This is a genomic window from Micromonospora sp. NPDC047707 (assembly GCF_040704235.1).
Classification (GTDB): domain Bacteria; phylum Actinomycetota; class Actinomycetes; order Mycobacteriales; family Micromonosporaceae; genus Micromonospora.
The window spans coordinates 1-11,989 of the sequence record NZ_JBEYSU010000064.1; the positions used below are offsets into that span (position 1 = coordinate 1).

Sequence of the window (11,989 nt, forward strand, 5' to 3'; positions counted from 1 at the left end):
AGATCCGCGACGACATCCACGAAGCCTTCCTCACCCTCGCCTGCGCCATCATCTGCTGGCGACGACTCCAACGCTCAAAGAGTTAGGAGTTCTTAGCCGGGCAGAGCGGCCGAGGCCCAGACAAGCCGCCCGGCGGCGTCGGCGAGGACCTGCACGTTCACGCCGTGGCGCTTGTGCTTGCCTGAGTAGTAGGGCCGCTGGTCGGCGACCCGGTCGATCGGGATCAGCGTGCCGTCGAGGATCGCGTACGCCAGTCGGGCGGCCCGGCGCATCGCCACGTTGAGGTCGTCCGCGCAGCCGGCGAGCAGGTCGACGGCCTCGCGCAGGTAGCGCCACATGGTGGTCACCGACACCTCGAAGTCGGCCGCGAGGCGGGTGAGGGTGTCACCGTTGCGCAGGTGAGCCAGGGCCATCAGCGCCTGCTGCTGCGCGGGCAGCCGACGCCAACGGCCGCCGAGCGCGCGGCGCCGGTCACGGATCAGCTCGGTCAGGCGGGTCAGGCTGCGCGTGGACAGCGGGATGCTGGCAGGATAACCAGCGGTACAGCACTGAAGTGCAGCAACGTTGTCAGCCGAACCGAACGGAGCAGGGGCGCCAGTAGTCGGTTTGACCTCGCATGAAGTCCGATCCACCCGCTGACTAGTGGTCACCTAACCACCACGTTGCGGGGTTCGCCGCCACCCAACGCAAGACCGATGCTTGGCCGAGTGCCGCAGGCTTGCATTCGGAGATTCAGAGATGCCACGCAAGCGGTCGGGCGCGGAAGCAACGCGGTGACTCGGCAAAGGTCCCCCATTCTCCGCGCTTACTGTCCACCTTGCTGCACGGCGAGCCGTTCCCGGTAACCGGCAAAGAAGCCCGCTAGCAAGCCAACGACTGCGGCTATCCACACCCAAACCCATTGCGAGGTAGAGTAGTTATTCACAAACTGATGTAACACCGGGTTGTTCCACTCAAATACTCGCGATAAGGGCCAGACGGCTGCAAATCCGCGCGCGGCTGGCGGTAGACCACCGACACTGACGAAGCCTCCCGCGGCAAAGAACGTCGCAATGCAGGTGAGAATAATCAATGGCTGAATGTTGCGGTGCACACGGAGCATTTGCGCGAGAAGCACACCCACGCCCGCACAGGCAAACATCAGCGGTATCATGAAGAGTAACACGAGCAGTATCGCCCCGGCTTCCGGGGCAAGCCCGAATGCAAGCCAGCCGATAAGGTAGGTGGGCACCGCCGTCAGAAACGCCACCATCGTACCAGTAACCATTGCTCCAATTGCGGCTCCCGCAGGTCCGATTGGGCTGAGCAGGATTACTTTGGATGTTCTTTCTTCATGCTCTAGAGCAAAAAGATTAGCCGCGATGAGCGCCGCGCCGAAAAAGAGGGCAAGCAGGAGGACACCGCCGGCAATGAACGCAGTACGGGGAACGTCTTCCGACTCGACGGTCCGCAGATCCACCGACAGCGGCAGGCGTCCGTCGCGCACGTCGTAGGCATTGAGAGCGTTTGTGACCCGCATTCGCAAGTTTTTAGTTGCGTCGCTATTAATGTTGTAGGTGGAGATGTAGATGCGGTTTGTAGCCTCGAAGTCTGCGGGGATATGGATTTTCAGTTGAAGGCGCCCATCGTTAATCATCTGATCCGCCTTGTCCGAATCCTCCTCGACAATGCGGAAGTACGGCGTAATTCGGGATCTGCTATCCTCGATCGAATCGACAATCGCTGCCGACCTTTTAGACTTTGCGTCATCCACAATCGCCACCGGCCAGTCGTCGCCGCCGGCACCGAAGATTAGAGCACACAGCACCAGCACCACGACAGGCACGAGCACTGACTGCGCGAGCAGGTCCGGCCGACGCCTTAGCAGGGACAAATTGCGCCGCACAACAACTGCTACAGGGCTCATGCCTATCGACTCCTCATTGTCCCTGGCTGAAAGATAGGGCACGGCGCATGCGAACGACGGCCATTACGGTGACGCCAGTCGCACCCAGCAGCGTCCACCCGAGCGCAGCCCAGTCAAGCGTCCTAGTGCCGATTCCGGAAACCTCGAAGCGAATTCCGTCAGTGAGCGCTGCCATTGGTGCCCACTGGGTTAGCCGCCAAAGCCATTCCACACCGCCGTCATGGGCAAATCCCCGCAGATACGACTCGTACCCACTGACAAAGAAGTGAGTAACGGCCAGCACAACACAGATAGGGATCATTGGCAGCGATCGACGAAGCAGGACCCCGAGCAAGGCACCGAAAGCCGCACCGTACCCAAATAATGCTAACAGCGCTAGTATGCTGGCCCAGCCTAGGCGAGCCACCGGATATTTAAGCAGCCAGGCGAGCCCGATAATCACAAATGTGAGGCTGATAAGCGTCTGGATGAGTGCTGCTAGCCACTTGCCTAATACGAACGATGAGTCACCGACCGGTGACAGAACGAGTGGTTTCGCGGTTCGTTCTTCCCATTCGCGGGCCACGAGCGTGCCTGCGTTGACCATCGAGGCGTAAAGGACGGCGAATACCAGCAAGCCGGTGCCGAGGTAGGTGGTTATACGCATATCCTCTCGGAAAACCGCGGTCTCCTCAACCTGAGCGAGACGGACGCCGGGCATGCCTTCGGCAAATCGCCTCACGGCATCTTCGGCTCGAAGCTGGAAGTTCTTTGTGGCATCGGAGTTAATGTTGTAAACCACCAGCGAAAGAGACACCGGCCGCGCGTTGTCGATACGGTTGTCAAAATCTCGGGGAATCGTCAGGATTGCGCCGACCGAACCATCATCAAACAGGCGCCGCGCCTCTTCAGGATCGGCGGTTCGAATCTCGAAGAAGGCACCATCGACGCTAGACATCTCCGACAGCACTTGCATCATTCTGTCACTGTGCGGACCAGCACCTTCCTGCGCCACGACAACTGGGCTCGTTGCGGAAACTTTCACTAGAAGCCCGTACAGACCGACAAACACTAAGGGGACGAGCACCGTAATCGCGAGGAAGAGTGGGCTACGTCGGCTGATCGTGATGTCTTTACGAACAAGGGCAAGAAGTGGCCGCATGGCTATACTCCATTCTCAGCCTGAGTTAGTCCCGTAGAGCGCGGCCCGTGAAGAGGAGGAAGACATCCTGCAAACTGGGCTCGTTGAAACGAAGCCCAGTCACCTCTCCGGCGGCGGGGAGTCGGTGAAGGATCTCTCGAACAAAGTCGATCTTGTTGGACCCGCTGGGTATCGGTAGGGCGAGCCCTCTCGGCGTAGCCGTCGGCGAAAACTCGCGCAGCAACTCCCGTGCCGCGCTGGCTGAATCTCCAGTCGCCAGCGTCAGCTCGACCCGATCAACTAGCACCATTTCCTTGAGCTCGGCTGGAGTCCCATGGACGACGGGCTTGCCACGGTCAATAATCAAGACCCGCCGGCCAAGGTGGTCGGCTTCCTCCATGTAGTTTGTTGTGAGGAGCACGGTTCGGCCTTCGTCCGCAATCTGCTCGATCCGTTCCCAGATCGCCTGCCGCGACTGGACATCAACACCGAGTGTCGGCTCGTCGAGAAGAACGAACTCCGGATCGGTAAGTAGCGCGCGCGCCAATGCCAGGCGCCGCTGCATTCCTCCTGAATAGGTTCCGGCGCGGTGATCTGCTCGGTCAACCAGTCCAACCAAATCCAAGAGGTTATTGATGCGCTGACGGGCGTCACGGTGGGCCACTCCGTGATAGTGTGCATGAAATTCAAGATTCTCGCGGCCGGTCAACTCCGCGTACAGCGCTGTCTCTTGCGGTACCAACGCAATACGACGCAAGACCTGCCGCCTGTGCTTGGTGGGATCGAGGCCCATCACGCGGACTGATCCGCTGGATGGACGCAGCAAACCGGTAATAACATTTATGGCGGTGGTCTTGCCCGAACCGTTTGGCCCGAGAAGGCACAATATGCTGCCACTGGGAATGGCGACGGTAAGGCCTTGTAGGGCTCGAAACGGCTCTGAGCCCCGCCTGCGGAAAACGACGTCCACGTCCTCCAGGTCCATGGCGAAGTCGGTAGTCGCCAGCGATGGCTGCTGGATGGTCACCGAGCCCTCCTTGCATCCGAGCCCTCGGCTGCAGAGGCCTGCAAAGCTCCGATCCAGGGGGGCAGAGCACCGCCCAGGACGTGAAGCTCGACTCGACGGGGATTAACCTCTACGGATAGTCTCGGCCCCAATGGAAGGCCGTCGCGCGGCCCTCCACCCGGTGCCCCTCTGGCAGCCACGTGACGGCTGAACCTACCCGGCTTAGCGGCGGTTTCCATGGCGGCCATCGTTCACTGGCCGGCGCATTGAGGCATCAGGCATCTGCCTTATAACGTGGCCTTTGTCGGGCGTAGGCGACTGATAGGAAGCTCGGCGCGCCTCCTACTCACTCCCAGGCGCCGGATGACCGAAATTTCGTACTTGGACCATCCAAACAAAACAACATCGTCTCCTGCCACATTCGGCACCAACCCCAGCAATCCAGCCGCACATCTACCCAGCCCCAGCTGACCCCGAGGGCGTATCATAGGCCGAATCGGCCACGCCGCTGGCTCAAGACGGCAAACCCGATAGAGGCTTGCCAGCGTCACAGGAGACAAGAATTACGCCGACGACAAGCAAAAGTATAGGAAGTACTCGGCCTCGCCGTTGTTTGGGGTCACTCTTTGGCCAAGCCGCCTTCGTCGGATCCTGATGATGGGCGCATCATCGCCTGCTGCCACGCCGCGAGGCCTTATTTCTCTGAAGCGCGGTTGTAGCGTCGGAAGAGATTTTGACGGAGGGCCTCGTGCTCTCACCCTGCTGGGCGGTCGCGACCGTCTTCGCCGTGCACGGTTCTATCAGCAGTAGCCTCGCCGCCCGGATGCCCTTGGTCGCAGACCACATCGCGGTCGGCGCGGGCATCAGCAAGCCCGGATACGCGCTGGTGATGCCGGCCGTCGGCCGCCTGCTGACGATGCCTTTCGTCGGGCGGGTCGTGCATCGGATTGGCGGCCGCCAAGCGACGTTGCTGCTCATTAGCGGCCGGGCGGCGTTGTTGCCGTTTATCGCGTTGATGCCGTCCCTGCGGACGCTGGCGGCCGCGATGTTCGTCGCTGGTGCCTTTGCGGGCACTGTAGAGTTGGCGATGAACGCAGAGGGGATCGCCGCCGAGCGGGAGCTGGGCCGTTCGATTATGCCCAGCAGGCACGGCATGTGGAGCGTAGGCGGCTTCCTCGCCGGCGGCTTGGGCTGGCTGCTCGCCCATGCCCACGTCGATGGACGCGCCACCTTTGCGGTGTCAGCCTCGCCATGGTCGGGGTGGCGGCGTGGGCCTGCCAAGGCCTGCCGGAGAGCCCGCCCAACCCGCCAGAGCGAGAGCGGAGAGAAGCCGCCGAGCTTCGCCCTGCCTCGAGGGTCAATCCTGGTCATCGGCCTCGTCGGGTTCGCGGCGGTCTTTGCGGAGGCGGACTCCGCCGACTGGAGCGCGGTCTACCTCGTGAGCTAGTTGGGCGCCGGAGAGGCGACCGGCACAGTCGCCTACGCGGCGTTTGCAGGCGCGATGACGGTCGGAAGGTTCATCGGTGATGCGGTCGTACAACGATGGGGACCGGTGGCGACGGTCCGGAATGTCGGGGTGTCGGGATTGTCTGCGGTGCCATGATCAGCATGGCGGGAGCGAGGGGCGGAGACACGACTTCGACCGTCGCGAAGACCGCCGCGTGCGCCGGGTTCGCTCTGGTGGGTGTCGGGCATCGCGGTGGTGGTGCGCTTGCGTTCGCCGCCGCCGGGCATTCCGCCGTCAAAGCCGCGCAACGGGCGCAAGCAATCGCAGGTGTCGCGGCCGTCTCGTATGGGGCGGGTCTGGCGGCCCCCGGCATTGTCGGTGCCATCGCCAACGTCACCTCACTCACAGTCTCGTTCGTCCTGGTGACGGTGCTCGTTGCGGCGATGACGCTGGCCGCCCGGGCACTACGTCGCGCGGACATCGGTCATGTGCAAAAACCGAAGCCCGTCGCAGCCTGATGGCCAACTCTGCGAGGGCACACGCGCAGGGAACTGCGGCGCTAAATCCACCCGCTGTTGATTGAGCCCATTTCACCGTGATCAAGGGCGGTTGAGCAGGCACGGCGTAGGTGGCGTGTCACTGCTCCAAATATGACCAAGCTCCGGTAGGACAGCAGTCGGCCCACAACGACCGCTCAGCCGGCCGGTGGCGTAGACTCGGCCGAGCGGGCGCTGATGCCCCTGGCTCATCTGCGACGGTGACACCCTCACCCATCTCGCTGCCGGCTTCGGTATGTCGATCACGACGGTGCGGCGATACATCACGGGAAGTATTGACCTCTCACAACCGTTGCCGCAGACCTCGCCATGGTGATGCGCCGGGCCGTCCGGCTGGCCCGTCGACAGGACCAGCATTCCGATCGAGTGGGTCGCCGACCAGTGGCCCTACAACTCGGTCAAGCACAAGCGCCACGGTTGAACGTGTAGTTCCTGGCCAACCCTGCTGGCCGGTTGGCCTGGGCGTCGACCGCGCCGCCCGGATCGGCGCAGTGACCTAACCGCCGCCCGCACCCCAATCCGATCGCCGCCCCGGCCAGGGCTGCCGTCGCCACCCTCGAGGCTGAGAAATCCTGATCAAGCTACGCTGCTGCCCCGCCGAACGACCGAGATCGTGCAGGCCATCCTCGTCCTCCACACCGCCGAGGACGCCGCTCCTCGGGAAGAAGCCGGTAGCCCGACCTTGCGTCGACCGGCTGAAAGAGCGATCACAAGGAATCCGGCCAATCTTAACGATAAGTGGCGGACCCACTCGTTGCCCTCTAGGCACCGGCGACTGATTGAACTACTTCGACCGCAGGCTGGCCGGCGGACACTGGCGAAAAATACTCGTCCGGTGGTGGCCACGCCTGACTGTGAGGCTGGCGGGGTCGGTTCAGCAGTGGTGAGCTGATGGCTGGCAGTGGTGGGCGTGACCCTTCGCCTGACTGGCTTCGTGCCTTCCGGCCGACTTGTCCGCCCGCTACTGCCGGCGCCGGCCCGGCGGGAGACGTTTGGCCTGATCAGGAGCTTGACCGCCAGTTAGCGGCTGGCGTGTCTCATCACAGTCCTGCCATCTCCGCACCGGACCGGACCTGTGCGTCCCCCCGGTGAGGAGAGAACGCATGTCCATGCTGGCAGATCTGGTCGAGGTCGTCATCGGCGTCGACACGCACAAAGAGACGCACGCCGCCGCCGCCGTGCTCGACACCCGCACCGGACGGGTCCTCGCCAGGGTCACGGTGGGCGCCGACCCGGACGGCTATGCCGAGTTGGTGGGCTTGGCCGAGCAGCATTCGGGGCTGCGGGCCTGGGCGCTCGAGGGCTCCGGCGGCTATGGGGCCGGCCTGGCGCGGCATCTGGCCGACGCGGGTGAGCTGGTGGTGGAGTTGGACCGGCCGCTGCGTCCGGCACGCCGCGGCGGGGCGAAGTCCGATGCGATCGACGCCGAACGCGCCGCCCGCGATGCTCTGGCGCGTACTCGCCTGGCACAGCCCAAGACCGGGCCCGAGCGGGCCGCACTGCAGATGCGCCTGACCGCGCGCCGTGCGGCCGTGGAAGCCGGCGCCAACGCTCAGCGGCAGCTGCACGCCATGGTGATCACCGCCCCAGAGGTGGTGCGGGCCCGGTTCCGCGGCCAGAGCACCCGGGTCATGATCACCACCGCCACCCGGCTGCGACCCACCACCAGCACTTGATCTCGAGGTGTTCACCAGTCTGACCGTGTTGCGGGACCTCGCCCGCCGCGTCCGCTTCCTCGAAGCCGAAGCCGCCGAGCACGAGAAAGCGATCCGCGCGATCGTCCGGTCCTGGCGACCGGACCTGCTGCAGCTGACCGGCGTCGGACCCATCGTCGCCGCCACCGTGCTCACCGCCTGGTCCCACCCGGGGCGTTGCCGCAACGACGCCGCGTTCGCCATGCTCGCCGCCGCTGCGCCGATCCCGGCGTCCTCCGGCAAGACCGTCCGCTACCGGCTCAACCGCTCAGGACACCGCCAACTCAACCGCGCCCTGCACACCGTCGTCCTGACCCGGCTACAACGCGACGAACGCACCCGCGCCTACGCCGAGCGCCGCCGCGCCCAAGGCAAACCGACCGAGAGATCAAACGCTGCCTCAAGCGCTACCTCGCCCGAGACCTCTACCGACGCCTCGAAAACCCACCCCAGCCACTTGACGCGGCATAGGAGCGTCGGTCGCCTTCGCCGCGGTGATCCGTTTCGGCCGCGCCGTGCGCACACTGCTCGACGAAGAAGCCAAGTCGCGCGTTGCCGAGGTCGGCCAAGATCTGGCCTGCTGGCTGCTCGGTGGCACCTCGCACCGCCCGGCACCGCCCGGCATGGGACGGCACCCGGCGATCAGCGCCCGGCCTGCGCTCGGCGCGGCACCACGTAACCAGCGGTCCGGCATCCGAGCCTGCACCGCCCAATTGGCCGACCAGGCAGTACCTCGCGTGACTTCCCAACCGGCGCGCCAACGTCGGCCTTTGTTCGAGACCTATCCCGATCACCAATAAGGTTCGTCCTTCCGACCAATCCACAGGTTTTGAACACTGCTCCAGCCAGACCGATCACCCCTTACTCGGACAGTCCAGTTTAAGGCCCATTACGCGACCGCCTACGCGCGGAACGCGACGACACAACGCCATTTCACCCGCCTCGTCCGCTCCCGTCGCCGTCCTGCTCGCCATGCTTGGCGACACGATCCCCTTCCAGCATCCCCAGCCGATGCCCTGCCGGGCGCGTAAAGGGACCGTTGAGGACTCCTCAATCGGCTAAGTGATCAGTTGGCCAGGAATAGGGATTATGCCTGAGGCGCAACGTCCCGTTATCGGCAACGATAGCGCTCGGTCTCCCACGTCAAACCCTTGATGTGAGCCATCCCGGAACTCGGTAAATATGCAATGAGGATTTACGAGGAGGAGTTTTGCCTCAAATTCTGGTTATCGGTGGTGGCTTCGCCGGCGTTTGGAGCGCGGCTGCTGCCGCCCGCCTCCGCCACGAAGCGGAGGTATCCCCTGCGGACCTTGAGATCACTCTGCTCGCCCCCAGCGATGACATGGTCATCCGCCCGCGCCTGTACGAGCCCAATCCCGAGGACATGCGCATACCGTTGCAGCAAATCCTCGATCCGATCGGTGTAAACCGAATCCAGGCCCTAGTCACCTACGTAGACACCACCGAGGGCAAGATCGCCGCGCAAACGCCCGGTGGCACCAGCCACACTCTGTCATACGACCGTCTGGTACTCGCTACGGGCAGCCAGTTGGCGCGGCCCGACCTGCCCGGTGTCGAATTTCTCCACGACATCGACACCTTGCCTGCGGCGGTTGCTCTCGACACCCATCTGCACAACCTCCCCGTCGAGCCGGCCGGTCCGGGCCGATTCACTGTCGTTGTGGTCGGCGCAGGCTTTACTGGCCTGGAACTCTGCACCGAACTGGTGGGCCGGCTACAGACCATCGCCCGGCCAATCGACGCTGCCGACGAGGTACAGGTGGTCCTCGTCGAACGAGCCGACGTGGTCGGCCCGGAACTCGGTCCTGGCCCCCGACCCACAATTGAGAAGGCGCTCGTAGAACTAGGCATCCGCCAGCGCCTCGGCACGACGGTGACCGCGGTTCAACGCGACTCGGCACATCTGTCGGACGGAACCACCATTCCGGCCCGGACCGTGGTGTGGACCGCCGGCATGCGGGCCAATCCACTCACGAGCGCTATTCCTGGAAGACGGGATCACCTCGGGCGTCTCGACGTCGACCCTACCCTGCAGGTAATAGGCGTCGAGGATGTTTTCGCCGCTGGCGACACCGCTGCCGCTCCCGTGGAGTCAGAGCACCGCGCAATGCAGAGTTGCCAACACGCGCACGCGATGGGCAAGCACGCCGGACGGAACGCAGCCGCGGATTTATTGGGCCTTCCTCGAATCACCTTCAATCCGAGCCCGTACGTGACCTGTCTCGACCTGGGGGCGGCCGGAGCTGTCTTCGCGCAAGGTTGGGACCGGCGCGTGCAGTCTACCGGCGAGGCGGCCAAAGACCTGAAGCGAAACATCAACCGCTTGATCTATCCGCCGGTTGACGATGCGGCGGAAATCCTCCTCCGTGCCGACTACCAGGCCATTGCTCGCGCGCCCCAGCCTGTCAGGAGGTGAGCGACTACCTAAGAGCCCTTGAATAACCGGTGGCGGTTCGTCGCGGGGTTGTGATCACTTGGGAGCGGAGTGGCGGGCGTGACGCGGGCGGGCCTTGGAGTAGGAGCACAGGTAACGACTCCCGACATGCTCGACCCCAAGGCCCGATATGAGTTTCTACCTTGTCGTGGGGCAGGGCGGCGACGCCGCTCCCTCTTTTGGGCGTGGTGGCATCTGCCCACGACGCGTCCTCGCCGTTATTCGTTGGACACGACAGACGCCGAGTGGCAGGTCATGGCCGGGTATCTGCCGGTCGGTGGCAGCGGCCGACGTGGTGGTCGCCCACTCGTTTATCCGCGCCGGGACATCGACGATGCGATCCGCTACCTGGATCACAACGGTTGCGTGTGGCGTGCTCTCTGCCGGTCGACATGGCGCCGATTCCGCCCTGCTGCCCGGCGGCGATGTCGGCGCCAACCTGGCGCACCTCCGGGTCCTGACCCTGCCGGAACGCCATCAGCCCCATCTCCACCGCCTGCGAGTGGTGGCTGGTCATGTCCCGGGCGAAGCCCGCCTCCAGCGAGCTGTCCCCGGGCCGGGTGAGCGTCGGGGTGAGCAGACCCGCCCGCATACCCGACCAGGAGACCGACCACGACGGCGGCGGCGCCGAAGCGCCGCACCGAGTTAGCAGTCATAGCGTGGAGCAACCGCCGGACCGCGTGGTGGTCCACTAGCGAGAGCGCATTATTGCTACGCACATGGCCTCCTGGGTTGGTATGGAGCCTGCTGCGGGGGGAGCATAGGGCGTGCTGCCGTTTACGGGGGTTTGTAGCCAGCTTACCGGGGGTCTTTGGGCAGCCGTGGCCGAGCGCTTTACGATGCACCACATGCGAGCTGCGTCACCTCCGTGTAGTCATTCGCGCATTGCCAGCCGAAGGGGACTCAACACGGAGGCAAGGCTTTCAGCCGGCGGCCAATGACGGGCGAAGTGGAGACGGTGCCCCTGCGGCAGAGGTATCTCCGGCTTCGCCGGACTTAACGATTGATCACCGTAGACTCTGAAATCAGCCAAGTTCCGTCGGAGTGCTCCCGGAACACCACGCATAGGTACTTCCGACGCACCGTGGCCCCGAACGCGTCCTGCACGTCGACCGGACCTGAGATGTCGTATATGGAGCGCTCGTAGTCGACGCCGGGGTCACTTCCGTTCCATACAACCGTGGCCGGCCCGAACTTAGCCGGCGACGGCCTTAACTTCTCCTTGATCGCCACCTGGCATCGCTTCACTGCCTCGTCCTTACGCCACGGCACCATCAGGTAAGGCGCAGAGCCAACAACAACCACCAACAACACCAGAGCAGCGGCGACAACCCAAAACCAGCGCCCCGATCGCGCTCTGGGTGGATCGGCTGAATCGGAGGGAGCGGAGTCCGAGAGTTCACCCCGCTGTTGATAGGTGGGCGCCAGATCGTCGCGAGTGGGCCGATCGCTCGGAGACAGTTCGGTCACGGCCCACACCGTACGCTGTCTGAACCTGGTCGCGCCGACCGCCCGCCCGGAATCATTGATAAGCAGCATGCGAAGGCCGCTAGCCACGGCAACCCTGGTCAGCGGCCTTCGTCCGTCACTCACCCCCAACCAGCGACCGACTCAAGCTCAATGCCTGCCGGCAGCGCCAAGCGGGTTTGAGCACGATTTGGAGTTGACGGTTAGGCCCCAGCTCGTCATTCTCTGACGAGCCGGGGCTTAGAAATCGTTTCAGTTTGAGTTCGGTGTGTCGCTTGTGGACGATAGCGGCGGGCGGTAGATCGGTGGGCTGTGCGTGAGAGGGAGATCGTTGACG

Annotated in this window: 9 protein-coding genes and 3 pseudogenes; 6 read left to right on the forward strand and 6 right to left on the reverse strand. The window is 63.9% G+C overall.

What is annotated here, in order from left to right; translation table 11 throughout:
* Nucleotides 1-95: 95 nt before the first annotated feature.
* The 4 genes and pseudogenes from AB0873_RS30540 to AB0873_RS30555 all read right to left on the reverse strand — a co-directional run.
* Nucleotides 96-521, reverse strand: a pseudogene (locus tag AB0873_RS30540) (transposase family protein); the annotation flags it as partial.
* 284 nt (nucleotides 522-805) lie between these two features.
* The gene (locus AB0873_RS30545) at nucleotides 806-1,825 is read right to left on the reverse strand and encodes an ABC transporter permease (RefSeq protein ID WP_366604092.1); all 1,020 of its coding nucleotides are present in this window, start codon (nucleotides 1,823-1,825) and stop codon (nucleotides 806-808) included.
* Between the two features lie 94 nt (nucleotides 1,826-1,919).
* Entirely contained in the window at nucleotides 1,920-3,047 is a 1,128-nt protein-coding gene (locus AB0873_RS30550) for an ABC transporter permease (protein WP_366604093.1), read from the reverse strand.
* Between the two features lie 25 nt (nucleotides 3,048-3,072).
* Nucleotides 3,073-4,053: an ATP-binding cassette domain-containing protein gene (locus AB0873_RS30555; protein ID WP_366604094.1), complete on the reverse strand. Its 981-nt coding sequence runs from the start codon at nucleotides 4,051-4,053 to the stop codon at nucleotides 3,073-3,075.
* Between the two features lie 727 nt (nucleotides 4,054-4,780).
* On the opposite strand from AB0873_RS30555, the gene AB0873_RS30560 reads away from it, so the two are divergent.
* The 6 genes and pseudogenes from AB0873_RS30560 to AB0873_RS30585 form a co-directional block, all read left to right on the forward strand.
* The gene (locus AB0873_RS30560; protein ID WP_366604096.1) at nucleotides 4,781-5,479 is read left to right on the forward strand and encodes a hypothetical protein; all 699 of its coding nucleotides are present in this window, start codon (nucleotides 4,781-4,783) and stop codon (nucleotides 5,477-5,479) included.
* A 152-nt stretch (nucleotides 5,480-5,631) separates the two neighbouring features.
* Nucleotides 5,632-5,997: a hypothetical protein gene (locus tag AB0873_RS30565; protein ID WP_366604097.1), complete on the forward strand. Its 366-nt coding sequence runs from the start codon at nucleotides 5,632-5,634 to the stop codon at nucleotides 5,995-5,997.
* Between the two features lie 1,142 nt (nucleotides 5,998-7,139).
* Nucleotides 7,140-7,712: a transposase gene (locus AB0873_RS30570; protein ID WP_366604099.1), complete on the forward strand. Its 573-nt coding sequence runs from the start codon at nucleotides 7,140-7,142 to the stop codon at nucleotides 7,710-7,712.
* A gap of 7 nt (nucleotides 7,713-7,719) precedes the next feature.
* A complete protein-coding gene (locus tag AB0873_RS30575) occupies nucleotides 7,720-8,409 on the forward strand; it encodes a transposase (RefSeq protein ID WP_366604101.1) in 690 nt (229 codons plus the stop codon).
* A 531-nt stretch (nucleotides 8,410-8,940) separates the two neighbouring features.
* Nucleotides 8,941-10,167 carry an FAD-dependent oxidoreductase gene (locus AB0873_RS30580; RefSeq protein WP_366604102.1) on the forward strand — a complete coding sequence of 409 codons (1,227 nt, stop codon included), beginning with the start codon at nucleotides 8,941-8,943 and terminating at the stop codon, nucleotides 10,165-10,167.
* A gap of 309 nt (nucleotides 10,168-10,476) precedes the next feature.
* A pseudogene (locus tag AB0873_RS30585) lies at nucleotides 10,477-10,566 on the forward strand (hypothetical protein); the annotation flags it as partial.
* Between the two features lie 4 nt (nucleotides 10,567-10,570).
* Here AB0873_RS30585 and AB0873_RS30590 read toward each other — a convergent pair.
* Together AB0873_RS30590 and AB0873_RS30595 are read right to left on the reverse strand one after the other, a co-directional pair.
* Nucleotides 10,571-10,805: pseudogene (locus tag AB0873_RS30590) on the reverse strand (DUF305 domain-containing protein); the annotation flags it as partial.
* 376 nt (nucleotides 10,806-11,181) lie between these two features.
* A complete protein-coding gene (locus AB0873_RS30595) occupies nucleotides 11,182-11,655 on the reverse strand; it encodes a hypothetical protein (protein ID WP_366604104.1) in 474 nt (157 codons plus the stop codon).
* Between the last annotated feature and the right edge of the window lie 334 nt (nucleotides 11,656-11,989).

Bases quoted from the DNA above. Each gene is read 5' to 3' on its own strand.
- AB0873_RS30550 (WP_366604093.1), bottom strand. From the start codon at position 3,047: ATGCGGCCACTTCTTGCCCTTGTTCGTAAAGACATCACGATCAGCCGA.
- AB0873_RS30565 (WP_366604097.1), top strand. From the start codon at position 5,632: ATGATCAGCATGGCGGGAGCGAGGGGCGGAGACACGACTTCGACCGTC.
- AB0873_RS30570 (WP_366604099.1), top strand. From the start codon at position 7,140: ATGTCCATGCTGGCAGATCTGGTCGAGGTCGTCATCGGCGTCGACACG.